The following is a 24,086-nucleotide window of genomic DNA, read 5'->3' on the forward strand; positions in this document are numbered from 1 at the left end:
GCAGATGCCGGGCATTCCGAGGTTGACGCCAGGTCGCTTTGATTGAAGAAAAGCGCCCGGGCACTGGAGAAAATGATGGATTTCGAAAATTTCTTTAAGAACGAGCTGGACGGGCTGCATCAGGAAGGCCGCTACCGGGTTTTCGCAGACCTCGCCCGTCATCGCGGCCAATTCCCGAAGGCCGCGCGCCACACGGCTCAGGGCGTTCAGGACGTCACCGTCTGGTGTTCGAACGACTATCTCGGCATGGGCCAGCATTCCGTCGTCACCGAGGCGATGAAGCGCGCCATCGACGAATGCGGCGCCGGCGCCGGCGGCACCCGCAACATCTCCGGTACCAACCATTACCACGTCCTGCTTGAGCGCGAGCTCGCGGACCTGCACGGCAAGGAATCGGCGCTTCTGTTCACCTCGGGCTACGTGTCCAACTGGGCAGCGCTCGGCACGCTCTGTTCGAAGATTCCTGGCGTCATCGTCTTCTCGGACGCCGGGAATCACGCTTCGATGATCGAGGGGATCCGTCACTCCAAGTGCGAACGCGTCATCTTCAAACACAATTCGGTCGCTGACCTCGAAGCCAAGCTCGCCGCAGCCGATCCGCGCGCGCCGAAGCTCATTGCCTTCGAGTCCGTCTACTCCATGGACGGCGACATCGCGCCGATCAAGGAATTCTGCGACCTCGCCGACAAGTACGGCGCCATGACCTATCTCGACGAAGTGCATGCCGTCGGCATGTACGGTCCGCGCGGCGGCGGCATTGCCGAGCGCGAAGGCCTGATGCACCGCCTGACGGTCATCGAAGGCACGCTCGGCAAGGCCTTCGGCGTCATGGGCGGCTACATCACCGGCTCGGCAGCACTTTGCGATTTCATCCGCTCGTTCGCATCCGGCTTCATCTTCACGACGGCGCTGCCGCCGACGCTCGCCGCCGGCGCGCTCGCCTCGATCCGTCACTTGAAGGAAAGCCAGGTCGAGCGCTTCGCGCACCAGGAGCGCGTGCGTCGTCTGCGCTCGCTGCTCGACCAGCGCGGCATTCCGCACATGCCGAACCCGAGCCATATCGTGCCGGTCATGGTGGGCGATGCCGCCAAGTGCAAGTGGATCTCCGACCTCTTGCTCGACAACTTCGGCGTATACGTGCAGCCGATCAACTATCCGACGGTGCCGAAGAAGACCGAGCGCCTGCGCATCACGCCGACGCCGCTGCATTCGGACGCCGACATCGACCATCTCGTCGGTGCGCTGCATTCGCTGTGGTCGCGCTGTGCGCTGGCTCGCGCGGTCGCGTAAGGCCATTTTTGCCGGCGCCATGCGCGCCGGTTGGAAAGCTCCGAACTACTGAAGCAGCCCGGCCGCCAAGTGCCGGGCTTTTTCGTCGGCGGCAAAGACGTCGTCCATCGTCGTGGCGGCCGGCAGGTCCGCGAGCTTGTCCATCACCTTTTCGACGATCTCGGCCATGGCGAGAAAGCCGGTGCGGCCGGCGATGAAGGCGTCGAGCGCCGTTTCCTTGGCACCATTGAGCACCGCGCCCTGCACGCCACCCTCGACCATTGCCCGGCGGGCAAGCCGGATCGCCGGGAAGCGCACTTCGTCCGGTGCTTCGAAATCGAGGCGCGACAGCTTGGCGAAATCGAGCCGCTCGATCGGTAGGCTGCAGCGGCTCGGATAGGAGAGCGCATAACCGATGGCGGTGCGCATGTCCGGGCAGCCGAGCTGGGCCAGCACCGATCCGTCGGTGTAGCCGACCATCGAGTGGATGACCGACTGCGGGTGCACGATCACTTCGACCTGCTCGGGCTTAAGCGCGAAGAGGTGCTTCGCCTCGATCATCTCCAGCGCCTTGTTGAACATCGAGGCGCTGTCGATCGAGATCTTCAGGCCCATCGACCAGTTCGGATGGGCGCGCGCGACATCGGCCGTCACATGCCGCATCTCCTCAAGCGACTTGGTGCGGAAGGGGCCGCCCGAGGCCGTCAGGATGATGCGCTCGACCGCGTGGCGCTGATGCTCTTCCAGCACCTGGAAGATGGCGTTGTGTTCGCTGTCGACCGGCAGCAACCGACCGCCGCCTTTCTTCACCGCGTGGATGAACAGGCTGCCGGCCGAAACCAGGCACTCCTTGTTGGCGAGCGCGATGTCGGCGCCGCGGCGGGCGGCAGCAAGCGTCGGGGCGAGGCCGGCATTGCCCACGATCGCGGCCATCACCCAATCGGCATTGCGCTCGGCCGCCTCGATAAGGCCGCTCTTGCCGGCGGCAACTTGGATGCCGGTGCCGACGAGCGCTGCTTTCAGGTTTTCGTACTGGCTCTCGTTGGCGGTGACGGCGAGTTCGGCGCCGGCCTTCACGGCCTGCTCGGCAAGCAGGGGAATGTTGCCGTTGCCGGTGACGGCGACGACATCGAAGTGCTCGCGGCCGCCAAGGCGCTCGATGACGTCGAGCGTGTTGGTGCCGATCGAGCCGGTCGAGCCGAGGATCGTCAGTCGGCGCTTCGCACTGTCGCGGGATGCCATGCCAATACCCATGTTCTTCTTTTCGGACGAGATGCCCGGCTGAGCCTTCGCCGCGGACGCATGATCTGCACGAGATCGATCCGAGTTTTTTATGTTGTTTGCTAGGCTCTACAGGCGAAATCCGCCGGCAACAAGGGCGCGGTCTTCATTCCGTCTCGTCCGCGGGCTAAGAATCAGGTGCCTTGAGTCGGGGCCGAAGGAGTTCGCGATGCTGAAAGTCATGACCGCCGTTTCCTGCGCCTGCGTGGCGATCGAGATGGCCTCGATGCAGCCGGTTGCGGCCGAGAACGTGCCGCAGCAGCTCGTCGGCACCTGGCTTGCCGAGGACATCGGTGGCGGCGGGGTCATCGACAATCTGCAGTCGACACTTGAGATCCGCGAAGACGGCACCTATGGCGGCATGGCTGGCTGCAACCATTTCACCGGAACCTTCAGCCTCTCGGGCTCCAAGGTCACCTTCGGTCCCGCCGCCACGACGCGCAAGATGTGCGTGCCGGCGGTGATGACCCAGGAGCAGAAGTTCCTGGAAGCGCTGCGTTCAGAGCTTTCCTGGTCGGTGGAAGGATCGAAGCTCGTGCTTGGCAAGGCCGGTGGTGGCACTTCCGTGAAGCTGGCATCGATGACGGCAGCGTCGGAAGGCGCTGACGTGACGATCCGCATTCCGGGAGCCGACACGGTCGATAGGCAATCGGTCCGATACGATTGCGGTAGCAAGGCGATCGAGGCGGAGTACATCAACGCCGGCCCGGTTTCACTGGTGACCTTCACCATCGACGGCACGTTCGTCGTCGCATCCAACGTGATTGCCGCGTCCGGGGCCAAATATGCCGGCGGACAATATGTCTGGTGGACGAAGGGCGAGGAGGCGACGCTTTTCGACGCGACGAAAGGTGACCAGGATAAGGGCATCGCCTGCAAGCCGGCGTCCTGACGAGGCGCCGCTTGTTCCTCCCGCTCTTGCCAGACCTCTATCGCGACCGGTGGAAGAAGTTGTGGTGAAAGTCGGAACTTTTGCCCTCGCTTCATAGTTACAATCCCGGCGCTGTCGCGCTGTTGTTGTGAAAAGGGAGTTGATCCATGGGGCTGCTTATCGGAATCCTGATTACGTTCCTCGTCATCGTGCTGGTGCTCTATCTCGTCCAGCGGCTGCCGCTCGACGCGCGTGCCAAGCAGATCGTGCAGATCATCGTCATCATCATCGGCATCATCTCTCTGTTGAAATACCTGGCCGTCTTCTGACGTGCCGCCTTCCAGCCAAAGGCCGCCGGATCGCAAGACCCGGCGGCCTTTGGCTGTCTGGTCGATGCTGACAGGATCTGACAGCGGTAGCGCCTAGGGTCGGGCATCGAAAAGGAGACCCGACGATGCTGTCACCGAACCTCATCCTGTTCTATGTCGAAGACCCGGCAAGAAGTGCCGCGTTCTATACCGGCCTCTTTGGACGCGAACCCGTTGCCTCCTTCCCGACCTATGTCGCCTTCGAACTCGAAAACGGGCTGACGTTCAGTCTCTGGTCCACCGGCGCGCGGGATTTCGTCTCGTCCGGTACCGGCCATCGCTCGGAAATCGCCTTCATGGTCAAGGACGATGCTGAGGTCGAGCGCCTTTATGCGGAGTGGCGCCGCAAAGGGATCACGATCGAGCAGGAGCTGAAGACCGCCGTCTTCGGCCGCACCTTCGTGGCGCTTGATCCCGATGGTCATCGCCTGCGCGTATGCAGGCCCGATGATTGAAATCATCAGGTTTCGGTGGACCGAACGCGGAACAGCAGCGCTTATTGCGCGGCGGTCGGCGCTCTGCGATCAAGGATAGCCTGGAACAGGGCGGCCTGATGCTCGGTCGCGGCGCGGATTGCGCTGAGCTGCCGCAACATCGAGCCAAAGGCCGCGAGAAGGATGCCGCTCAGGATCGCACTCAAAGCCCAGGGAAGCACGACCAGCGCTCGAAGCTGCGCCGTTGCCGGATCGGTAGCGAGCAGCGCGATCGCAGCTGCCAGTGCGGCCAGGATGATGACGATGCCGATGATTTGCAGAAGCTTACCCATGGTGTCCTCCCGTCATGCGCGCACCGTCAGGCAGACTGCATCTCCTGTCAAGCAGGCGGCTTCGGCAAGGCAATCTTGCGATCATGACTGAGGGAGCAAAACCCGGCCCAACAAAAAAGGCCGGGGCAAACCCGACCTTCCTCATCACCTTCCGTCGATGCCAGTTCATCCGTGGTCATCAGGAAGATGTGAGTATTGTTTAGCTGGGGTTCGTGACAGGCGCATGACGTTAGCGCGTTTCTTTTCCCCTGCGCTGCTCTGCGCCAGCGGCGGGCGCTGCCGCTCTACCATTTGCCCAGATGCGCGCCGCCGTCGACGTTCAGCACCTCCCCGGTGATGCGCGGCGCCCGGGTCAGGAACAGGACGGCATCCACGATCTCTTCGACGCTGGAGATGCTGTGCATCGGCGAAAGCGTGTTGAGGAAATCCCGCGGATTGTCCTTGTGAAGTGGCGTGTCGACGACACCGGGCGCGACGACGTTGACGCGAATTCCGTCTCTTGCGTATTCCATGGCGATGTTCTTCGAGATGGCGTTGATGCCGCCCTTGGTCAGCATGGCGACCGAAGCGTTCATGCCTGCGATCGGGCGATCGGCAAGCGGCGTCGTGATGCTGACGATGCTGCCGCCTCTTTTCTGCGAAAGCATCTGCTTGATCACAAGCTGGGTCGTGTGGAGGAATCCCTCGATGTTGGTGGCGCTCAGCTGCCGGTAGTCGTCAGTGGTGTAGTCGACGAAGGGCTTGGTGAAGAAGATGCCGGCATTGTTGACCAGCGCGTCGATCGAGCCGAACCGGGCGATCGCGGTTTCGACCACGCGTTTCGCCGTCTCCGGATCGGCGATATCGCCGTCGACCCGGGCCAGCCGGTCCGATTCGGTGATTTCGCGCGATTGGCTGACATTGCGCGAGGTTGCGACGACGCTATAGCCCTCTGCCAGAAAAGCGTTTGTGAGGCCCGCGCCGATGCCCTGGGATGCACCGGTGATGATGGCGACCTTGTTTGTCATCTGATCTCTCCGTGGTTGGACGGTTTCGGTGAGGTCAATATGGCTGCCGCCGGATTGTGCGATTAGACGGAAATATCTGGAATTACTTTTCCATTGATGCAAAAATCATCACATGGTCGATCTGAACGATATCGCGGTCTTTGCCGCCGTGGCCCAATTCGAGAGTTTCAGCCGGGCGGCACGTTCGCTCGGCATGCCGGTCTCCACCGTCAGCCGCAAGGTCACGGCCCTTGAGGAGCAACTGGGCGCCACGCTCATCCAGCGCACGACGCGCAAGCTCAGTCTCACGGCGCAGGGGCGGGCCTATTATGCGGAATGCGGCGAACCGCTGAAGCAGCTTCGCGATGCCGAGCGGGTGCTGAGTGAGGCGCAGAGAAGGCCGGAGGGGTTGCTGAGGGTCACCGTTCCCATGACCCTCGGGCAGCCGCCCTTCTTTGATTTCCTGTCCGCATTCATGAGGTCCTATCCCGAGATCGAGGTTGATCTGCTCGTCACCAACAGTTTCATGGACCTCGTTGCCGAAAATATCGACGTCGCGGTGCGGTTCGGTGAATTGCGCGATTCGTCGCTTGTCGCGCAGCGCCTGGGCCGAAGCACCCACTTCCTGGTGGCCGCGCCCGACTATCTCGACCAACATGGCACCCCATCGCGCCCCGAAGACCTGAGCGGCCATCGCTGCGTTCTGGTCAATGCCCGCGGCAACGAGGCAGAATGGCATCTGGTCAAAGGTGGCGCAACGGCCAGCCTGCGTGTGAGCGGAGCGGTGTCGGTCCATGACATCCAGTCGGCGAACGCCATGACCGAGCGTGGCCACGGCATAGGCCGGTTGCCGCCGATCTTCTGCGACAGCCTGCTTGCGAGCGGCAAGCTCGTGCGCGTCCTTCCGGGATGGTCGGCGCCGGACGTCTTCGTGCACGCGGTCTATCCGACACGGCGCTTCCTGCCATCACGGCTGCAGGTGTTTCTGCAGGAACTCAAAGCCTGGCGCGGCCCGGCGTGGCAGCCGCTTCGGTGAGCATGCGCTAGGGCACGATCTCTTCGAGCTTTTGCGCGAAGATGCTGAAACCGGCCCGACGATAGGTCGCCTGCGCCTTCGGATGATCCCATATGTCGGTATGCAGCCAGATCCGGTTTGCACCACGGTCCCAGACGGCGCGCAGCGCACTATCGAGCAGAAACGGCCCCAGCCTTTGGCCGTAAACGTCCGGGATCAGGCCGAAATGGGTGAGTTCGACATCCTCGGTATCAGCGCGGTCGAATTCACAAAGCCCGACCGCGCGGTCGCCCAGCCGGAGGATGTAGAGGCTCGTGGAGGCGCTGCCGAGAAAATCGTCGAGATCGGCTGTTGGCATGCGCAGTCGCTGATCCCAGCGCAATGGTTCGCCGACGGCGCGATAGAGCGAAAGAAACGCAGCGGTATCCGGACGTTCGGACGTAACCACCGCGTGCGCGATCGGTGCCGGAAACGCGTCGCCCGCCGGGCGTTCGAGCATTTCCATATAGGTCACAAGCAGCTGGACCGTGTTTTCTCCGGAAGGGGTAGCTTTAATGTCATCCACGGCGTCAGCACGGCGCGCGCCGCGTCCAGTTCGATTACCAGGGGTCTTGGAGAATGGTGATCCCGCCGCGATTCGAACGCGGGACCCCCAGATTAGGAATCTGGTGCTCTATCCTGCTGAGCTACGGGACCACTTGGATAGCACCCATACAAAAGCAAGGGCTCTTCGCCAAGTGTTTTTGCGTGCATGCCCAAGGAAATGCGGGCGGCCTCGTCCCGTCGGGGCGGGATGTTGCCACGGATCGGCAGGCTTGAAAACGACGATGAAACGGGGCTGGTCTTCCACGTCTTCCGAATGCTAAGCAAAGCAAGCGCCGGCCCGAGGAAGCTGGCGCTCCCCATTGAGACCTTCATCAGAGACCTGATCCAGATATGTTCATCGGAATAGATTGGGGCGGCACGAAAATGGAAGTCATCGCGCTCGGCCGCGATGGCGAAACGCGCGCCCGTCATCGCGTCTCGACCCCGACCAGCGGTTATGACGATTGCATTCGCGCCGTTCTCGATCTCGTTGCCGCCGCCGAGCAGACGGCGGGCGAACAGGGCTCGATCGGCATCGGCATTCCCGGCAGCCCCAATCCGCGCACCGGCATCGTGCGCAATTCCAATGCGGTACTGATCAACGGCAAACCGCTCGGTCGCGACCTCGAAACGGCGCTTGGCCGCCCGGTCCGGCTTGCTAACGACGCCAATTGCCTGGCGGTCTCGGAGGCGGTCGACGGTGCCGGCAAGAACGAGCATGTGGTCTTCGGTGTCATCGTCGGTACCGGCCATGGCGGCGGCCTTGCGATCGACAAGAAGGTGCATGCCGGTTACCAGGGCGTTGCCGCCGAGATCGGCCATTATCCGCTGCCCTGGATGACGAAGGACGAATATCCCGGCCACAAATGCTGGTGCGGCAAACACGGCTGTCTCGACATGTATGCCTGCGGTACCGGCGTCGAACTCGACTACCGGCTCACGACCGGTGTTGAAAAGCGCGGGCGCGACATCATCGAGGCAAAGCGGGCGGGCGACCCGGTTGCGACAGGCGTCTATGAGCGCTTCGTCGACCGGCTGGCGCGCAGCCTGGCGCTGCTGACCAATATCGTCGATCCGGACGTCTACGTGCTTGGCGGCGGCATGTCGAATGTCGACGAGATCTATCAGGACGTTCCGCCGCGCGTGGTCAATTATCTCTTCGGCGACACGTTCGAAACGCCCATTCGCAAGGCCTTGCACGGCGACAGCTCCGGCGTGCGCGGCGCGGCCTGGCTCTGGAAGGACTGAACCCCATGAATATCGACAAGGACCTCGCCCGCATCGCGCGGCAGGATCAGGAATTGCAGTTCGAGCGCTTCGATCTGGATACGGCCTGGGAGCTTGGCACGCTGCTGCGCAAGATGGCGGCCGAGCGCAAGCTTGGCGTCGTCATCGACATCACGCTCTTCTCGATGCAGGTGTTCTATGCCGCGCTCGACGGGGCGACGCCTGACAATCCGAACTGGGTGCGCCGCAAGCGCAACACCGTGTTCCGGCTGTTCAAGAGCAGCTACGCCACCGGCCGCGAGCTTGCCAAGGCACAGACCAATCTGCAGGCGAAGCTCGGATTGGCCGATGCCGATTATGCAGCGCATGGCGGCAGCTTCCCGATCGTCGTCAAGGGCACCGGGTGTATCGGTGCCGTCACCGTATCCGGCCTGCCGCAACGCGAGGACCACAATATGGTGGTCGAAGCGCTCTCGGCCTTGCTCGGCAAGGATCACGGCGCATTGAAGCTCGAGGACTGAGAATTGGCATTGGATATTCTTTCGCAATCACGCGTGCTGTCGGATTGGCTGGCAGACCAGGCCCTGCCGCTGTGGCGCGACAAGGGCGTGGATCATTCAGGCGGTTTCGTCGAGACGATCGATATGGCGGGCGAGCCGACCCGCGCCAACCGGCGTGCGCGCGTTCAGCCCCGGCAGGTTTACTGCTTCGCGGAAGCCGGCCGGCGCGGCTGGACAGGCGACTGGCGTGGTGCCGCCGAAGGCGGGCTTGCCTATTTCGACCTCGTTTTCAAGCAGTCGAGCGGCTTTTACGGTGCGCTCGCCGATGCCGATGGCAGTCTGCTCGATCCGTCCTTCGACCTCTACAACCAGGCCTTCGCGCTGCTCGCCTTCGCCTATTTGGGCGAGGTCGTGCCGGCCCGCAAGGCCGAGATGATCGAGCGCAGCAATGATCTTCGCGCGCGGATAGAGGCGCACGTCAAGCATCCGGTCGCCGGCTTCGAGGAAGACAATCCTCCGCGCTTGCCGCTCTGCTCCAATCCGCATATGCACCTCTTCGAAGCGTGCCTGGCGAGCGAGACCGTCGAGGGCTTCGATCGGGTGGGCTGGGCGAACCTCGCCGATGAAATTGCACATCTGGCGATGGATTATTTCATCGATGCCGAGAGCGGCGTTTTGCGCGAATTCTTCGATCATGACTGGGCGCCGATGGCCGGCGACAAGGGCCGGATCGTCGAGCCCGGTCATCTGTTCGAATGGGCGTGGCTGCTTTTGCGCTGGGCGGAACGCCGCGGCAGTGCCGAGGCGATCGTCAAGGCGCGGCGGCTGTTCGATATCGGCGAGGCGCACGGCATCTGTGCGAACCGCAACGTTGCGATCATGACGCTTCTCGACGACCTGTCGGTCGCCGATCCGATCGCGCGGCTGTGGCCGCAGACCGAGTGGCTAAAGGCGGCCGTCCGCTTTGCCGCACTCACGAACGGTGCCGAGCGCGAGCGTTATCTTGCTTCGGCCGCGCGGGCAGCGGCGGCCCTCCAGACGTTCCTGGCGACGCCGATTGCGGGCCTTTGGCGCGACAAGCAGCAGTCCGACGGCAGCTTCGTTGAGGAGCCGGCGCCGGCGAGCAGCTTCTACCACATCCTTTGCGCCATTTATGAAACCGAGGACTGCCTGGCCCGGCTCTGATTTGCCGATCCAGAGTATCCGCTTTTGTTATGGCCCGTCGCAATTGCGGCGGGCCATTTTCTTTGCTCCGAGGGGTAAATGTGATGGCTGCATATGTTGACATAAAGATATCTTTATGTGATTGACTTGGCTTCGTGTTTGTCGTTTTCAGAACGGGAGATTTCCCATGTCCGCCATCGACGCCCTTTTCGGCGATGTTTCCTCCAAGCCGGACGGCTCCGAGATCAAGCGGGCGCTGGCCCAGGCTGCGCGCGAACGCATCCTGATCATGGATGGCGCGATGGGTACGGAGATCCAGCAGCTCGGCTTCATCGAGCAGCATTTCCGTGGCGACCGATTCGGCGGCTGCGCCTGTCACCAGCAGGGCAACAACGATCTTCTGACGCTGACCCAGCCGAAGGCGATCGAGGACATCCACTACGCCTATGCGATCGCCGGCGCCGATATCCTCGAAACCAACACCTTCTCCTCGACCCGGATCGCTCAGGCCGATTACGGCATGGAGGACATGGTCTATGAGCTCAACCGCGACGGCGCCCGGCTGGCGCGCCGCGCCGCCAAGCGCGCAGAGGCCGAAGATGGTCGCCGCCGCTTCGTCGCCGGCGCACTCGGGCCGACAAACCGCACGGCGTCGATTTCGCCCGACGTCAACAATCCCGGCTATCGCGCCGTCACCTTCGACGATTTGCGCATCGCCTATGCCGAACAGATCCGCGGTCTGATCGACGGCGGCGCCGATATCATCCTGATCGAGACGATCTTCGACACGCTGAACGCCAAGGCGGCGATCTTCGCGACGAAGGAAGTCTTTGCGGAGAAGGGCATCGACCTGCCGGTCATGATCTCCGGCACGATCACCGATCTCTCGGGCCGCACGCTGTCGGGCCAGACGCCGACCGCTTTCTGGCACTCGGTGCGCCACGCCGAACCCTTCACCATCGGGCTCAACTGCGCGCTCGGCGCCAATGCCATGCGCGCTCATATCGACGAGCTCTCGGGCGTTGCCGATACCTTCGTCTGCGCCTATCCCAATGCCGGCCTGCCGAACGAGTTCGGCCAGTATGACGAGACGCCGGAGCAGATGGCGGCGCAGGTGGAAGCCTTTGCGCGCGATGGGCTGCTGAACATCGTCGGCGGCTGCTGCGGCTCGACGCCGGCCCATATCAGCGCGATCGCCAGGGCGGTTTCCAAGCATCCGCCGCGCGAGATCCCCAAGGTCGAGCCGCTGATGCGGCTCTCCGGCCTGGAGCCGTTCACGCTGACCTCCGATATTCCCTTCGTCAACGTTGGCGAGCGCACCAACGTCACCGGCTCGGCGAAGTTCCGCAAGCTGATTACCGCCGGCGACTATTCGGCAGCACTCGATGTCGCACGCGATCAGGTGGCTAACGGTGCGCAGATCATCGATATCAACATGGACGAGGGCCTGATCGATTCGAAGCAGGCGATGGTCGAGTTCCTGAACCTCGTCGCATCCGAGCCGGATATCGCCCGCGTTCCCGTGATGATCGATTCGTCGAAATGGGAGGTGATCGAGGCAGGCCTGAAGTGCGTTCAGGGCAAGCCGCTGGTCAATTCCATTTCCATGAAGGAAGGCGAAGAGGCGTTCCTTCACCACGCCAGGCTCTGCCGCGCCTATGGCGCCGCCGTGGTCATCATGGCCTTCGACGAGGTCGGCCAGGCCGACACCCAGGCGCGCAAGGTCGAGATCTGCACCCGCGCCTACAAGCTTCTGACCGAACAGGCGGGCTTCCCGCCTGAGGACATCATCTTCGATCCGAACATCTTTGCCGTGGCGACGGGCATCGAGGAGCACAACAACTACGGCGTCGACTTCATCGAGGCGACGCGCGAGATCATCAGGACCCTGCCGCATGTGCATGTGTCGGGCGGCGTCTCGAACCTCTCCTTTTCGTTCCGCGGTAACGAGCCGGTGCGCGAGGCGATGCACGCGGTCTTCCTCTACCACGCGATCCAGGCGGGCATGGACATGGGCATCGTCAATGCCGGCCAGCTGGCCGTCTACGACGCGATCGATGCGGACCTGCGCGAGGCCTGCGAGGACGTCGTGCTCAACCGTGGCGCCGATTCGACCGAGCGCATGCTTGAGATCGCCGAGCGTTATCGCGGCCAGGGCGGGGCTCAAGGGCGCGAGAAGGATCTCTCCTGGCGCGAATGGTCGGTGGAGAAGCGCCTCGAACACGCGCTCGTCAACGGCATCACCGAGTACATCGAGGCCGATACGGAGGAAGCACGGCTGGCCGCCGCGCGGCCGCTGCACGTCATCGAAGGCCCGCTGATGGCCGGCATGAACGTCGTCGGTGATCTCTTTGGCTCCGGCAAGATGTTCCTGCCGCAGGTGGTCAAATCCGCGCGCGTCATGAAGCAGGCGGTTGCCGTTCTGTTGCCGCACATGGAGGCGGAGAAGCTTGCCAATGGCGGCGAGGCGCGCCAGAGCGCCGGCAAAATCCTGATGGCGACCGTCAAGGGCGACGTGCACGACATCGGCAAGAACATCGTCGGCGTCGTGCTTGCCTGCAACAACTACGAGATCATCGATCTCGGCGTGATGGTGCCGTCTGCCAAAATCCTCGAAGTTGCGCGCGAACAGAAGGTCGACATAATCGGCCTTTCCGGCCTGATCACTCCGTCGCTCGACGAGATGGTGCATGTCGCCTCCGAGCTCGAGCGCGAAGGTTTCGACGTGCCGCTTCTGATCGGCGGCGCGACCACCAGCCGCGTGCACACGGCGGTCAAGATCAATCCGCGCTACGACCGCGGCCAGACGGTTTACGTCACCGACGCGAGCCGCGCCGTCGGCGTCGTTTCGAGCCTGCTGTCGCCGGAAGCGCGCGACAATTACATGGAGACGGTGCGAGCCGAGTACCGCAAGGTTGCCGACGCGCATGCGCGCAACGAGGCGGAAAAGCGCCGACTGCCGCTGTCGCAGGCGCGCGCCAACCAGCACAAGATCGACTGGTCGAACTACCAGGCGAAGGCTCCATCCTTCCTCGGCACCCGCGTGTTCCAGAGCTGGGATCTCGCCGAACTCGCCCGCTATATCGACTGGACGCCGTTCTTCCAGACCTGGGAGTTGAAGGGCGTCTATCCGAAGATCCTCGACGACGAGGCGCAAGGGGCGGCGGCCCGGCAGCTGTTCGATGATGCGCAGGCGATGCTCAAGAAGATCATCGACGAAAAATGGTTCGCGCCGAAGGCGGTCGTCGGCTTCTGGCCGGCCGGCACGGTCGGCGACGACATCCGGCTGTTTACCGGCGAGGATCGCGCGTCAGAGCTTGCGACCTTCTTCACGCTGCGCCAGCAGCTTTCGAAGCGCGACGGTCGCGCGAACGTGGCGCTCTCCGATTTCGTCGCGCCTGCCGATAGCGGCTCACACGACTATATCGGCGGCTTCGTGGTGACGGCCGGTATCGAGGAAGTTGCAATTGCCGAGCGCTTCGAGCGCGCCAACGACGATTATTCGTCGATCCTGGTCAAGGCGCTGGCCGACCGGTTTGCCGAAGCCTTCGCCGAGCGCATGCACGAGTATGTGCGCAGGGAGCTCTGGGGCTATGCGGCTGACGAGACGTTTACGCCCGTGGAGCTGATTGGGGAGCCCTATGCCGGCATCCGCCCGGCGCCCGGCTACCCGGCTCAGCCTGACCATACCGAAAAGGCGACGCTCTTCCGGCTGCTCGATGCCGATGCCGCAATCGGCGTCAGCCTGACCGAGAGCTATGCGATGTGGCCGGGGTCGTCGGTATCGGGGCTCTATATCGGCCATCCGGAAGCCTATTACTTCGGTGTTGCCAAGGTCGAGCGCGATCAGGTCGAGGATTATGCGACACGTAAGCGCATGCCGGTGCGCGAGGTCGAACGCTGGCTGTCGCCGATCCTCAACTATGTGCCGATGCCGGAAACGGAAGCGGCCGAGTAACGTTCGCATGAAGCGATGACGAGCCGATCCAGGCTCGTCATTGCCAGTGGTCGTTGCCTTCGGGCTGATCGTCCAGCGCGGCAAGGAAGGCCGTGAGCGCCGCATTGAAGCGGTCCGGTCGCTGTAGCGGCGCAAAGTGGCTGACGCCATCAAGCAGGATGAATGCCGCGCCGGGAATGCTGTGGGCGAGATAGTCCGCGTGTTCGCCCTTGATGAATTCGTCGTTTTCGCTCTGAACGATCACCACCGGCACACGGATCTTGTCGAGATCGTCAGCGGTATAGTTCGGCTCCGTCTTCTGCATCGCGCTGACGGCATCGACGAGGGCGCCGAATTCATCTGATGTTGCTGACAGTTCTCTGTAGTCGGCCGCGTGGCGGCCGAAGCAGCGGTCGAGGATCGGGCTCGATTCGATCTCCCTGGTGCCGCTTGGGTCCATGTTGCAGGCAAAGAAAAAGACGCCACTCGCCCGTTGCGGTGCTTTTGAGGCCAGCACCAGAGCGATGCAGGCGCCGTCGCTCCAGCCGGCAAAGGCTGCCTCTGGAAGCTCCAGCCGGTCCATGACGGCAAGCACGTCCGCCGCCATCAGTTCATAGGTATAGGGCCGGGCGTCGCGCGTACTGCGGCCATGGCCGCGGCTGTCGATCAGGATGACGCGGTGGCCGGCATCAAGCAGGGCGGCGACCTGATAACCCCAGTTGCCGCTGTGGCCGAGGCCGCCATGCAAGAGAATCACCGGCTTGCCTGAGCCATAGGTCGCATACCAGATGCGGGCACCCTCGCGCTCGACATGGCCCTCGACAGTGGCAGCGGGCAGGGGAAGTGCGCCGTTCTCGGCAAACTTTGCGAGGTCGTCGTCCTGGAATTCCACGGGCCCGTCTCCCTGCTTGGCGCGGCGCACTTATTCTACCGGCTGCGGCTCCGGAAACTGCCAGGAGCCGTCGAGAATCGCCTGGCGCGGGCGGTAGAGCCGCACCGTATAGTTCCATCCCTCGACCACCGGCAGGCAATTGGCGATCTTGCCGTCGCAGCCGCCGAACTGGATCGCGACACTGCCATCATCCGCTTTCTTGGCGGTGATGTTGTTGATCGTATAGGCGTCGTAGGGGTTCTTTTCGTAGAACCCTTGGGCATCATAGACGCTCACCGACCAAAAGGCGTCGACAGGCACGTCCTTGACGTCGAGCCTGTAGAACGTCTTGCCATCGTTCTTGGGCGGCGTGATGTTGAGATAGGTCGCGTCCTTGTCCGGATTGCCACCCCAGCCGGTCGCCGTGCCGATCAGGTGGCGGATCGGGTCGACCTCTTGCTTGGTGCCGAAGGCCTTCTTGAAGTCCGGCATGGTCGAGCCGAGCACCAACAGTGCCTCGCGCACCTTCTTCTGGCTCGCCGGATCAAAGGCCGGGATTTCGAAACTGCCGACTGCTTGCTGGCTGACCTTGATGGCGTCCTGCAGGGCGTGGACTGCGGCGATGTCCTTGGGGCTGGCCGGATCGACGAGCGTGCGGATACCGACGACGACGTAGCGCGTGCCGACCTTTTCCTTCGTCAGCATGGTTTCGCCAGCGCCGTAGACGACTTCGGGCACATAGTGATCCTCGGTGATCACCTGCAGCGACATGAAGCGCTTGCCCGCGTCCGGCATGGTGATGGTCACCGGGCCAGCGTCGAGATCGAAGACCGCCGACGAATAGAGCGTGTCGCGGTTGAGGCGGATGACGGTCTGATTGTCGATCGAGGCGGGTTCCCGCCGGTGCAGCAGCTTGCCAAGGCCGCCTTCCTTGACCATGCCGGCCGCGTACATGTCGCTTTCTGCGCGAACGAAGTTGTCGACGCCGACCGGCACTAGATCGGCCGCGATCGAGGGCGCAGCCACGAAGGGCAGGAGAAACGCGGAGAGGGCGGTTCGGCGGAAGATGCTGGACATAGACGGTTCCCTTCAGGTGTTGCGACAGGAAACGGACGCGCCTGTCGCGCAAAGCGTGACGTCGCCCGCCATGGTGCGATGGCGGGCCGTCGGCTCTCTGCTGCCTATGTCAGGCCCGGCAGAAGGTTCACGCAAGTACGTAACGGTTACGGACACTGGCGCTTTCGAACACCCTCTCGGCATGATGGCGCCGTTTGCCAAGCTGCGGTAACATCAAAGGCTGGAGTACATCGTACGTTGAGAGCCCGTCGATGGAGCGCCGTCTCGCTGCCGTCCTGATCGCGGATGTCGTCGGTTACAGCCGCCTGAGCCGGCTGGACGAGGAAGGGACGCGTCTGCGATTCCAGTCCGACCTCAACACGATCCTTGAACCCCTCTTTCGCGAACATCATGGACGGCTGGTGAAGACGATGGGCGATGGCTTGCTGGTCGAGTTCCGCAGCGTCGTCGATGCGACGCAATGCGCGATCGAAATCCAGAAGCGCAAGGCGGCGGCAGAAGCCGAAAAGGCGGCGAACGGCGAGAGGCTGGATTTCCGCATCGGCATCAATCTCGGCGACATCATCGTCGAGGGGGACGATATCCACGGCGACGGCGTCAACATTGCCGACCGGGTGCAGGGGCTCGCCGAGCCGGGCGGCATTGCCATCTCGGGCACGGCCTATGACCAGGTGGGTTCGAAGCTGAAGGCCGGTTTCGCGTCGCTCGGGGCGCAGGCGGTCAAGGGGCTCGCCGAACCGATCCGTGTCTATCGCGTGCTTCTTGATCCCGATGCCGCTGGCAAGACGATCGTCGCGCAGAATGGGCGCAACACTGCTCGGCTGAAGAGCGTAGTGATCGCTCTGGCGGTGTTTGCGCTGGCGGCGGCTGTTGGCTGGTGGCAGCCTTGGACGTTGATTGCGCCGCAAGGGCCAGCGCAGCGCTTCGCCTACCCCCTGCCGGACCAGCCTTCCGTCGCCGTGCTGCCCTTCATCAATGTCAGCGGCGACAGTGATCACGACCATCTGGCCGAGGGGCTGACTGACGATCTCATTACCGAGCTGTCCAAGTTGTCCGGCCTCTTTGTGATTGCCCGCCATTCGGTGTTTGCGTTGAAGGGCAGTGCCGACAAGATCCAGGACGTGGCCGCAGAACTCGGCGTGCATTATGTGCTCGAAGGCACGCTGCAGCGGGCCGACCAGCGGCTGCGCATCAACGTCAAGCTCATCGACGCGATGAGCGGACTTTCGCTCTGGGCGGAACGTTACGACCGGCAATATGCCGATCTCTTCGCGGTTCAGGACGACGTGATCGGCAAGATCATAGCGGCACTCGAGGTCAAGCTCAGTGAGGGCGAGCGCGACCAACTGGCGCGCATCCCGACGGACAATCTGGAAGCCTATGACAACTACATGCGGGCGGAACAGCAGGGCCTGATCTGGCGCGATGTCGACACCTATCGCCAGACGCTTTCCTACTATCAGCGGGCGATCGATCTCGATCCGGATTTCGCCGACGCCCATGCGGGCATCGCCCGTGTCGCCGTCGACGTCTGGCGAAACGACTACAACTATCTCTGGTCGGCGGCCGTGGCGCGCAAGATCGCCTATGACGCGGCGGGGCAGGCGCTGAAGCTCGATGCCAACAACGCCCGCGCCCATACGGTGCTGGCGTTGCTGCAACTCGTCGATGGCCGTCCCTTGGAGGCGAAGGAATCGGCACTTCGGGCCGTTTCGGCGCAGCCGAACGATGCGGAAGCGCTGGCCAACCTGGCGCTGGTGCTGGCGCAGACCGGCGAACATGAACAGGCGCTCGACGATATCGAGCGGGCGCTGAGGCTCGATCCTTCGCCCTCATCGAGCCTACAGCTTTTGGCCGGCATCGTTTACTACACCTCGCGCCGCCTCGAGAAGGCGATCCCGTTGATCGAAGCGGCCGGCGCGTCCTTACCGAAGGCCGAAGCGGTACGCGAGTACCTGGCTTCCGCCTATGCCCAGCGCGGTGACCAGCAGAGTGCCGCTGCACAAGCGTCGGAACTCCTGAAGCTCTTCCCGGATACGAACCTCAGCTACTATGGTTATCTCTACGACTACTGGCGCGAAGAGGATCTCTATCGGCACCTCTTCGGCCTGCGCGTCGCCGGTGTTCCCGAATGGCCCTTCGGCTTCGTCGGTGCCGCCAGCGACCGGCTCGGCCCTGCCGAACTCAAGCAACTGACCACCGACAAAACCTGGGTTGGCATGCACAAGAACGGCACGAGCTTCGCGCAGTTCTTCGACAAGGACGGCAATACTGCCTATCGGACCAGCAACACCAACATCACCGGACGCATCGAAGTGAAGGGCAATCAGCTCTGCGAGAAATACGACGGCTATTTTCTCGACCGCATGGTCTGCGGCTACGTCTACCGCAACACCGCCAAGGGTGAGCGCACCGCCGACTACATCAACGTGACGCCGCAGGCGTTAAAATTCTTCTCGATCGAGAAATGACGGTTATCGTCGCCGGAGCGCAGGCCTTCAGGGCTGGGGCTTCGTCCAGTTGATGTTCGCCTTCTCGGTGAGCAACGTCTGCTCGACCTCGGACCAGTGCTTGCGCGAATCCACCACCTTGTTCGGGTTCTTGACCAGACCGTCGGCCGCACCCGGATCGTAGCTGAGATAGAGCTTGTCCTCGATGATGCGCCAGGCCTTCGGGTCGATGTTGGTTGTCACCGTGCCGAAGGAGACACCGTCGGCGCAATAGCCGCCATATTGCGGTGCATAGCGGGTCGGTTCCTTGATGAACTGGTCGCGGTGTTCGGCGCTGGCGAACTGCCAGGTGGCGCCGAGCCAGCGGTAGCTGAATTCGGGCGATCCTTCGACCGCCTTGTTCTCGGTGAAATAGGCGACCGGGTCGTAGCCCTTGATCGCCACGTCGCCGAAATAGCCGGTGTTGACGGGCTCTTCCGCCAGCGACGGGACGGCCGGTAAAAGGAGCGCCGCTGTCGTCGCGATTGCAAATCGTATGGAGTGTCTAGACATGCCTTTTCCTCCGTTTCCGGATCTGATCTATTGCCGTTTCGTGCATTCGCCATAGAGCCAATCGCCGACAAGCTCGGCCTTCTGGCAGGTGGCCCCGGCCTTGAGGAGCAGCTCGGCGGCCGGCCAGTACGATCGCCAGCCGGCTTGTGTCAGCGGCGTGTAGCCGTTGCGCTCCTTGGCCTCGATGTCGGCCTTGTTGGCCAAGAGAAAGGCGACAATCTCGGCGTGGCCCTCTTCAGCGGCCGCGTGCAGCGGCGACATCTTGTAGAAGTTGGCGGTATCGTTGACGGCAGCGCCCCTGGCGACGAGCAGCTTCACGGTGTCGAGACTGCCGCCATAGGCGGCCGCGTGCAGCGCCGTCAGGCCGCCCTTGTTGCGGATCTCGATGTCGGTGCCCCGGTCAAGGAGGAGCGCGACCACTTCGGTGCGTCCTTTCAGAGCCGCGATCAGCAGCGCCGGTTCGCCGGCCGCATCCGGCTCGGTGATGTCGCTTCCCAGGTCGAGCAACTGTTTGACGCGTGCCGTATCGCCGTCCCGTGCCGCGTCGTGCAAAGGGCCGGCCATGGCTGTCGCGGTGAAGAACCCCACCGCGGCCAGCGAAGCAAAGAGCGATTTCATCGCGCAACCTCCGCCCCAGCTTTGGTCTCGCTTCCTAAGGAACAGCGAAAATACCACAGGGCGGCCGGTGGAAACAGGTTTTCCGCTCGCCCGATCCATACTCCTTTTGGGCGATCATGGGCTTGCGGGCGCCGCTCAGGCGGCGACCTGCATCAGCTGGAGCATGCGGTTGATGGCGCTCGGAATGGGCGCGATGATCGGTGTCGCAAACAACGGCTGCAGTTCGTCGGCCGCCTGGCCGAGCGGACCGCCGCCGATGATGACAGCCTCGGCGCTGTCGTCTTCGATGCATTGACGCACCGCTTCGCCGAGCGCCGCGAGGAGACGGTCCGGGTGCGCGGAGAGCGCGAGCGGATCGCCCGGCGTGCAGCGGATGCCGGTATATTGCGGCCAGACGCCGAGGTCGCGGGCGCGCTCGTCGATGGCCTCAATCAGTTCCGGTGTCGTGGTGGCGACGCCGAATTTTCGGCCGTTCCTGGAGGCCTCAATCATCGAAGCCTCGCAGATACCGATGACCGGGATATCGAGCCTCTGCTTGAGGGCGGCAAGGCCGGGATCGCCGAAGGCGCTGACGACGATGCCACGGCATCCCGCGTCATGCTTTTCACCGATCTCGACGACCTCGGCTGCAGCGTCCGTCAGCTGCTCCGGCGTCACGATCATCGGCGGGTTCCGCATGGCCGTGGCGACTGCCACGGCCATGCGTCCTGATGCAGCCCGGCGTGCAATGGCGACCATCATGTCGCTGGTGGCACGCGAACTGTTCGGGTTGATCAGAAGGATATGTGTGTTCACGTTCTCAGTTCCGCGCCGACCTTGATTTCGGAAGTGTCAGACTTTGTAAGGTCCGTATCGGCTGGCTGGGTCAGGTCTTCCATCGACATGCCGTAGGTCTCTGGCCCGAGCTGGATGCAGAAGGCGAAGACCGCATACATGCCGGCGGCAAGCCCGAAGACACCGACCATGCCGTAGACGTCGAAGAGGGCGCCGGCGATGGTGGGCACGAAGGAGCCCGCGGCCGAGCCGGTTGCCAGGATCAGCGCCACGCCGAAGGCGCGGATGCGGGTGGGGAAGAGTTCAGGTGCATAGATCCAGATCGAGGTGTTGAGCAGCAGCACGAAGAACTGGAAGATCGCGCCGAACATCAGCACCAGATAGATATTGGTGCCGAGATAGGCGATCGAGACGGCCGCGAGGCAGGCGAAGACCGCACCCAGCGTCAGCACCTTCTTGCGCGGGAAGTAATAGCCGAACATCGAGGCGGCGATGGCGCCGAGCACGCTGCCGCTCTGGATGATCATACTGTAGAGCAGGCTGCCCTGCAGCGTGTAGCCCATGGAGACGAAGATGATCGGCATCAGCGTCAGCACCGAAAGCTGCGCGCCGTAGCTCATCAGGATGGCGATGGCGACGGGAATGGTGCGGCCGATGAAGGGCGCGCGGAAGAGTTCCTTCCAGTCGCTCTTGGCCGGCTCTTCATCCTTCAGGTGATCCTTGGTGAGGTACTCCTGGACCTTGAGATTGCGTGGGCGCAGCGAGCCGGAGGCAAGGATGGAAAGTACCTTGTTGGCTTCGTCGATCTTGCCCTGCGATGCCAGGAAGCGCGGTGTCTCCGGCACGAAACGGCGGTAGAAGACGACGAGCAGGGCCGGCAAGGCGAGCGAGGCAAACAGCCAGCGCCAGCTGTTTTCACCCGGGAAGAGGGTGAAGATCATCAGGCCGAAGGCGGGTGCGAGGAAGTTGCCGAAGCCGCCGGCGCCGACATTGACGAGGCCGGCTGCCGTGCCGCGGAATTTCGGCGAGCAGAATTCCGACAGCATGGTGACGGCCGTCGAGATCTCGCCGCCGACGCCGAAACCGACGATGGCGCGGGCGAAGCAGAGCGTGGCGAAATTCGGCGCCATGGCGCAGGCGGCAGAGCCGATGGTGAAAAGCAGGAGGTTGATGGTCAGCATTACGCGGCGGCCGTAACGGTCGCCGAGGATGCCGGAGAGCAGGCGGCCGATCGCTGCGCTGCCGAAGGTGATGGTGTTGAGAAAACCGATGTCGGTGCCGGTCAGGCCCCAATGTTCTTTCAGGATCGGGCCGGCGACGCCGATGGTGTTCTGCTCGAAACTGTCGAACAGGCAGCCGATGAGCACGAGGGCGAGGATCTGCTTGTGGGCGCCGGTGACGCCGATCTTGGTGAAGGCTGATTCCAACTGTCTGATGACCGGCGATGACCTGCCGGACGGTACCATATTTTCCGCTGCCATGGTTCGTTCCCCTTTATGGCTTAACAACGTGAAAATGTGAAAACTCAGTTTCATGAAATCTATATCATGAAATCTCAGTTTCATAGGAGATTCTATGACGCGCTGCGAAAGGAAATGGCCGTTCGCAACCCAGGCTAGGGAAAGCAGATTTCGTGCCATTCTATGAGAAACTAAGGTTTCTCGTTTATCGTCAAAAGCTTGGCGACAGATTGCGCTCGAACGAGCAGTTGAAACTCAGATTTCGTCTGCTTGAAAAATGTTCTGCCGTTTCAGGCAAATGCCCAATCGACGCTCACAGTTCGTCGAGCGCGTCGTTGATCGCCTCGATGCCGCGCAGGCGATTTCGGCCGGCGGGACCGGCGATTTCGATGCATCGGGTGGTGAGCAGATGGCAGAGCGCCATCACCGAGACGTGGTTGAACAAAGGCCCCGGCGCCAGCGTCTGGCAGCGGAAGTGCCACTCCGCCTGGTTGAGGAAGGGAACGCCTTCGTCGGTAATATAGAGCAGCCTTGCGCCCGCTTTTTCGAGCTGCGCCAGGATCGGTTCGATCAAGGTGACGCGGCGGCGCAGGCCGAAAAGGATGACGACGTCGTCGCTACCGATGCTGACCAGATGTTCGCCGAGCGTCTGGCCGCCACCGGGTATGGCCGATATGTGCTCGACCACCTGGGTCATCTGCCATTGCAGATAGGTGGCGAAGGAATGGCTGGCGCGAAAGCCGATAACCCAGACCTTGCGGGCGCCGAGAATGGCGGTGGCGGCCGCCGTCACCTGGGTTTCGGAAATGGCGAGGAACGTCGCTTCGATGTTGGCGACGCCCTGCGCCACGTGCGAGGTGAGCGACTGCTCGCCGCCGCTGTCGGTGGCGGTCGCGAGAAACAGGCGCGACCCCGTCTGCTTGTCGGCGCGGGCATGCCGGCGCGCTTCCTCGTAATTGTCGTAGCCGAGCCGCTGGATGAAGCGCGACACCGTCGCCTTCGACACATGCGCCAACGCCGCCAGTTCCTGGGCGGAGTAGCTGGCGACCTCGCCTGGAAAATCGCAGAGGAAATCGCCCAGCCGCCGCTCGGCCGGATGCAGCTCCGGCAGCACTTGGCGAACACGGGTGAGGAAGGAACGTTCTTTCGGGCTCATGCGATGTCCATGAAACTGGCGTTTCACGGCAATCTCTGATTTTCGCGGGAATATTGCAAGCAAGGCGGGCGGATGCCGCCCCGCTTTCAACGGCGGCCGACGCGGGCAGTTGCTCGCGCACGTCAGTATTTGGACGGCACGTAGAGTTCCGGCGGCAGCACCTTGCGCTCGTAGTCCGGGTTGAAGACGCGTTCCGGCAGCGAGATTTCCTCGTGCGGCACATCCTCGTAGGGGATCTGCGCCAATAGATGGTCGATACAGTTCAGCCGGGCACGCTTCTTGTCGTTGCCTTCAACGATATGCCACGGGGCTTCGGGAATGTTGGTGCGGGAAAAGGTCTCTTCCTTGGCCTTGGTATAGGCCTCCCAGCGCACCCGCGACTGCAGGTCCATCGGCGACAGTTTCCACTGCTTCAGCGGATCATGGATGCGCACGAGAAAGCGCATCTGCTGCTCTTCGTCGGTGATCGAGAACCAGTATTTGACAAGACGGATACCGGAGCGAACCAGCATGCGCTCGAATTCCGGCACGTCGTCGAAGAACTGCTCGACCTGATTTTCGGTGGCAAAGCCCATGACGCGCTCGACGCCGGAGCGGTTGTACCAGGAGCGGTCGAAGAGCACGATCTCGCCACCGGCCGGCAGGTGCGGCACGTAGCGCTGGAAGTACCATTGCGTCTTTTCGCGGTCGGACGGCGCCGGCAGTGCGACGACACGCACGACGCGGGGGTTGAGCCGCTGGGTGATGCGCTTGATGACGCCGCCCTTGCCGGCGGAATCGCGGCCCTCAAAGATCACCACCACCTTTTCCTTGTGATGGACCACCCAGTCCTGCAGCTTGATCAGTTCTGATTGCAGTCTGAGTAGAGAGCGAAAGTAGTCGATGCGCGGGATCGATGGCGGATGGTTCTTGCGGTAGATCTTGCGGATCTCTTCCGATAGCGCCGGCTCGGAAAGCTCGAGTTCGTAATCCTCGTCGAGCGTGTCGGCCAGTTCCGCTTCCAGCCAGTCCTGCGTTTCGATCTCGTCGTTCGACCTGTTCATCTGACCCTCCGGATTCCGTGTGCTCCACGACAGCTTTGCATGATGCCATCGTTAGTCGGCTTATTTCACAGCCGCATGAAGGGAATTTGACGCCGGTACCTCCACCCTCCGATCGG

22 protein-coding genes and 1 tRNA gene are annotated in these 24,086 nt (G+C 62.7%); 10 read left to right on the top strand and 13 right to left on the bottom strand.

All coding sequences use genetic code 11. The annotated features are described in order from the left end of the window. Nucleotides 1–75: 75 nt before the first annotated feature. A complete protein-coding gene (hemA, locus tag JVX98_RS24095; protein ID WP_043614792.1) occupies nucleotides 76–1,290 on the top strand; it encodes a 5-aminolevulinate synthase in 1,215 nt (404 codons plus the stop codon). Nucleotides 1,291–1,335: 45 nt separating this feature from the next. Here hemA and dxr read toward each other — a convergent pair whose 3' ends face one another. After that, nucleotides 1,336–2,511 (bottom strand): 1-deoxy-D-xylulose-5-phosphate reductoisomerase, encoded by a 1,176-nt coding sequence (gene dxr / locus JVX98_RS24100; RefSeq protein WP_205237614.1) that lies wholly within the window; start codon nucleotides 2,509–2,511, stop codon nucleotides 1,336–1,338. Nucleotides 2,512–2,719: 208 nt separating this feature from the next. Between dxr and JVX98_RS24105 the strand changes: the two genes are divergently transcribed. The 3 genes from JVX98_RS24105 (at nucleotide 2,720) to JVX98_RS24115 (ending at nucleotide 4,244) form a co-directional block, all read left to right on the top strand. Then, entirely contained in the window at nucleotides 2,720–3,442 is a 723-nt protein-coding gene (locus JVX98_RS24105; RefSeq protein ID WP_205237615.1) for an META domain-containing protein, read from the top strand. Between the two features lie 146 nt (nucleotides 3,443–3,588). Next, nucleotides 3,589–3,750, top strand: a complete 162-nt coding sequence (locus JVX98_RS24110) for a Thivi_2564 family membrane protein (protein WP_089044368.1) — start codon at nucleotides 3,589–3,591, stop codon at nucleotides 3,748–3,750. 125 nt (nucleotides 3,751–3,875) lie between these two features. Next, nucleotides 3,876–4,244 (top strand): VOC family protein, encoded by a 369-nt coding sequence (locus JVX98_RS24115; RefSeq protein WP_205237616.1) that lies wholly within the window; start codon nucleotides 3,876–3,878, stop codon nucleotides 4,242–4,244. A gap of 41 nt (nucleotides 4,245–4,285) precedes the next feature. Here JVX98_RS24115 and JVX98_RS24120 read toward each other — a convergent pair whose 3' ends face one another. Together JVX98_RS24120 and JVX98_RS24125 are read right to left on the bottom strand one after the other, a co-directional pair. After that, complete coding sequence (locus JVX98_RS24120; RefSeq protein ID WP_043614800.1) at nucleotides 4,286–4,555, bottom strand: hypothetical protein; 270 nt, start codon at nucleotides 4,553–4,555, stop codon at nucleotides 4,286–4,288. 284 nt (nucleotides 4,556–4,839) lie between these two features. Next, a complete protein-coding gene (locus JVX98_RS24125) occupies nucleotides 4,840–5,562 on the bottom strand; it encodes an SDR family NAD(P)-dependent oxidoreductase (RefSeq protein WP_205237618.1) in 723 nt (240 codons plus the stop codon). Between the two features lie 112 nt (nucleotides 5,563–5,674). Between JVX98_RS24125 and JVX98_RS24130 the strand changes: the two genes are divergently transcribed. Then, nucleotides 5,675–6,577, top strand: a complete 903-nt coding sequence (locus JVX98_RS24130; RefSeq protein WP_205237620.1) for a LysR family transcriptional regulator — start codon at nucleotides 5,675–5,677, stop codon at nucleotides 6,575–6,577. Between the two features lie 7 nt (nucleotides 6,578–6,584). On the opposite strand, the gene JVX98_RS24135 is transcribed toward JVX98_RS24130, so the two are convergent. Continuing rightward, complete coding sequence (locus tag JVX98_RS24135; protein ID WP_246764943.1) at nucleotides 6,585–7,121, bottom strand: N-acetyltransferase; 537 nt, start codon at nucleotides 7,119–7,121, stop codon at nucleotides 6,585–6,587. Between the two features lie 54 nt (nucleotides 7,122–7,175). After that, nucleotides 7,176–7,252 (bottom strand) — tRNA-Arg (locus JVX98_RS24140). A gap of 240 nt (nucleotides 7,253–7,492) precedes the next feature. Here JVX98_RS24140 and JVX98_RS24145 point away from each other — a divergent pair. The 4 genes from JVX98_RS24145 to metH all read left to right on the top strand — a co-directional run bounded on the left by JVX98_RS24145 (nucleotide 7,493) and on the right by metH (nucleotide 13,990). After that, nucleotides 7,493–8,389 (top strand): ROK family protein, encoded by an 897-nt coding sequence (locus JVX98_RS24145; protein ID WP_192450917.1) that lies wholly within the window; start codon nucleotides 7,493–7,495, stop codon nucleotides 8,387–8,389. A gap of 5 nt (nucleotides 8,390–8,394) precedes the next feature. Then, nucleotides 8,395–8,889: a heme-degrading domain-containing protein gene (locus JVX98_RS24150; RefSeq protein ID WP_205237621.1), complete on the top strand. Its 495-nt coding sequence runs from the start codon at nucleotides 8,395–8,397 to the stop codon at nucleotides 8,887–8,889. A gap of 9 nt (nucleotides 8,890–8,898) precedes the next feature. Continuing rightward, the gene (locus JVX98_RS24155) at nucleotides 8,899–10,053 is read left to right on the top strand and encodes an AGE family epimerase/isomerase (RefSeq protein WP_371826577.1); all 1,155 of its coding nucleotides are present in this window, start codon (nucleotides 8,899–8,901) and stop codon (nucleotides 10,051–10,053) included. Nucleotides 10,054–10,219: 166 nt separating this feature from the next. Further along, the gene (metH, locus tag JVX98_RS24160; protein ID WP_205237625.1) at nucleotides 10,220–13,990 is read left to right on the top strand and encodes a methionine synthase; all 3,771 of its coding nucleotides are present in this window, start codon (nucleotides 10,220–10,222) and stop codon (nucleotides 13,988–13,990) included. A 37-nt stretch (nucleotides 13,991–14,027) separates the two neighbouring features. Here metH and JVX98_RS24165 read toward each other — a convergent pair whose 3' ends face one another. Both JVX98_RS24165 and JVX98_RS24170 read right to left on the bottom strand, forming a co-directional pair. Continuing rightward, nucleotides 14,028–14,861 (bottom strand): alpha/beta fold hydrolase, encoded by an 834-nt coding sequence (locus JVX98_RS24165; RefSeq protein WP_205237627.1) that lies wholly within the window; start codon nucleotides 14,859–14,861, stop codon nucleotides 14,028–14,030. 30 nt (nucleotides 14,862–14,891) lie between these two features. Further along, nucleotides 14,892–15,917 (bottom strand): DUF1254 domain-containing protein, encoded by a 1,026-nt coding sequence (locus JVX98_RS24170; protein WP_205237629.1) that lies wholly within the window; start codon nucleotides 15,915–15,917, stop codon nucleotides 14,892–14,894. A 251-nt stretch (nucleotides 15,918–16,168) separates the two neighbouring features. Here JVX98_RS24170 and JVX98_RS24175 point away from each other — a divergent pair, with 251 nt between their 5' ends. Beyond that, nucleotides 16,169–18,388 carry an adenylate/guanylate cyclase domain-containing protein gene (locus JVX98_RS24175; RefSeq protein WP_192450911.1) on the top strand — a complete coding sequence of 740 codons (2,220 nt, stop codon included), beginning with the start codon at nucleotides 16,169–16,171 and terminating at the stop codon, nucleotides 18,386–18,388. A gap of 27 nt (nucleotides 18,389–18,415) precedes the next feature. Here JVX98_RS24175 and JVX98_RS24180 read toward each other — a convergent pair whose 3' ends face one another. The 6 genes from JVX98_RS24180 to ppk2 all read right to left on the bottom strand — a co-directional run bounded on the left by JVX98_RS24180 (nucleotide 18,416) and on the right by ppk2 (nucleotide 23,970). Then, on the bottom strand, nucleotides 18,416–18,919 hold the full coding sequence (locus tag JVX98_RS24180; protein ID WP_192450910.1) for a YHS domain-containing (seleno)protein: 504 nt from the start codon (nucleotides 18,917–18,919) through the stop codon (nucleotides 18,416–18,418). A gap of 27 nt (nucleotides 18,920–18,946) precedes the next feature. Next, on the bottom strand, nucleotides 18,947–19,537 hold the full coding sequence (locus tag JVX98_RS24185) for an ankyrin repeat domain-containing protein (protein ID WP_192450909.1): 591 nt from the start codon (nucleotides 19,535–19,537) through the stop codon (nucleotides 18,947–18,949). A 135-nt stretch (nucleotides 19,538–19,672) separates the two neighbouring features. Further along, a complete protein-coding gene (locus tag JVX98_RS24190) occupies nucleotides 19,673–20,332 on the bottom strand; it encodes an aspartate/glutamate racemase family protein (RefSeq protein ID WP_192450908.1) in 660 nt (219 codons plus the stop codon). Then, entirely contained in the window at nucleotides 20,329–21,792 is a 1,464-nt protein-coding gene (locus JVX98_RS24195) for an MFS transporter (RefSeq protein WP_192450907.1), read from the bottom strand. Before JVX98_RS24195 ends, JVX98_RS24190 begins: the two co-directional genes overlap by 4 nt. A gap of 292 nt (nucleotides 21,793–22,084) precedes the next feature. After that, nucleotides 22,085–22,927, bottom strand: a complete 843-nt coding sequence (locus tag JVX98_RS24200) for a MurR/RpiR family transcriptional regulator (RefSeq protein ID WP_192450906.1) — start codon at nucleotides 22,925–22,927, stop codon at nucleotides 22,085–22,087. A gap of 122 nt (nucleotides 22,928–23,049) precedes the next feature. Next, nucleotides 23,050–23,970 carry a polyphosphate kinase 2 gene (gene ppk2 / locus JVX98_RS24205; protein ID WP_192450905.1) on the bottom strand — a complete coding sequence of 307 codons (921 nt, stop codon included), beginning with the start codon at nucleotides 23,968–23,970 and terminating at the stop codon, nucleotides 23,050–23,052. Between the last annotated feature and the right edge of the window lie 116 nt (nucleotides 23,971–24,086).

Source organism: Ensifer sp. PDNC004 (genome assembly GCF_016919405.1).
GTDB lineage: Bacteria > Pseudomonadota > Alphaproteobacteria > Rhizobiales > Rhizobiaceae > Ensifer.

Coding starts and splice junctions, on each gene's coding strand:
- hemA (WP_043614792.1), top strand. CDS start 76: ATGGATTTCGAAAATTTCTTTAAGAACGAGCTGGACGGGCTGCATCAG.
- dxr (WP_205237614.1), bottom strand. CDS start 2,511: ATGGCATCCCGCGACAGTGCGAAGCGCCGACTGACGATCCTCGGCTCG.
- JVX98_RS24105 (WP_205237615.1), top strand. CDS start 2,720: ATGCTGAAAGTCATGACCGCCGTTTCCTGCGCCTGCGTGGCGATCGAG.
- JVX98_RS24110 (WP_089044368.1), top strand. CDS start 3,589: ATGGGGCTGCTTATCGGAATCCTGATTACGTTCCTCGTCATCGTGCTG.
- JVX98_RS24115 (WP_205237616.1), top strand. CDS start 3,876: ATGCTGTCACCGAACCTCATCCTGTTCTATGTCGAAGACCCGGCAAGA.
- JVX98_RS24120 (WP_043614800.1), bottom strand. CDS start 4,555: ATGGGTAAGCTTCTGCAAATCATCGGCATCGTCATCATCCTGGCCGCA.
- JVX98_RS24125 (WP_205237618.1), bottom strand. CDS start 5,562: ATGACAAACAAGGTCGCCATCATCACCGGTGCATCCCAGGGCATCGGC.
- JVX98_RS24130 (WP_205237620.1), top strand. CDS start 5,675: ATGGTCGATCTGAACGATATCGCGGTCTTTGCCGCCGTGGCCCAATTC.
- JVX98_RS24145 (WP_192450917.1), top strand. CDS start 7,493: ATGTTCATCGGAATAGATTGGGGCGGCACGAAAATGGAAGTCATCGCG.
- JVX98_RS24150 (WP_205237621.1), top strand. CDS start 8,395: ATGAATATCGACAAGGACCTCGCCCGCATCGCGCGGCAGGATCAGGAA.
- metH (WP_205237625.1), top strand. CDS start 10,220: ATGTCCGCCATCGACGCCCTTTTCGGCGATGTTTCCTCCAAGCCGGAC.
- JVX98_RS24170 (WP_205237629.1), bottom strand. CDS start 15,917: ATGTCCAGCATCTTCCGCCGAACCGCCCTCTCCGCGTTTCTCCTGCCC.
- JVX98_RS24175 (WP_192450911.1), top strand. CDS start 16,169: ATGGAGCGCCGTCTCGCTGCCGTCCTGATCGCGGATGTCGTCGGTTAC.
- JVX98_RS24180 (WP_192450910.1), bottom strand. CDS start 18,919: ATGTCTAGACACTCCATACGATTTGCAATCGCGACGACAGCGGCGCTC.
- JVX98_RS24185 (WP_192450909.1), bottom strand. CDS start 19,537: ATGAAATCGCTCTTTGCTTCGCTGGCCGCGGTGGGGTTCTTCACCGCG.
- JVX98_RS24195 (WP_192450907.1), bottom strand. CDS start 21,792: ATGGCAGCGGAAAATATGGTACCGTCCGGCAGGTCATCGCCGGTCATC.
- JVX98_RS24200 (WP_192450906.1), bottom strand. CDS start 22,927: ATGAGCCCGAAAGAACGTTCCTTCCTCACCCGTGTTCGCCAAGTGCTG.
- ppk2 (WP_192450905.1), bottom strand. CDS start 23,970: ATGAACAGGTCGAACGACGAGATCGAAACGCAGGACTGGCTGGAAGCG.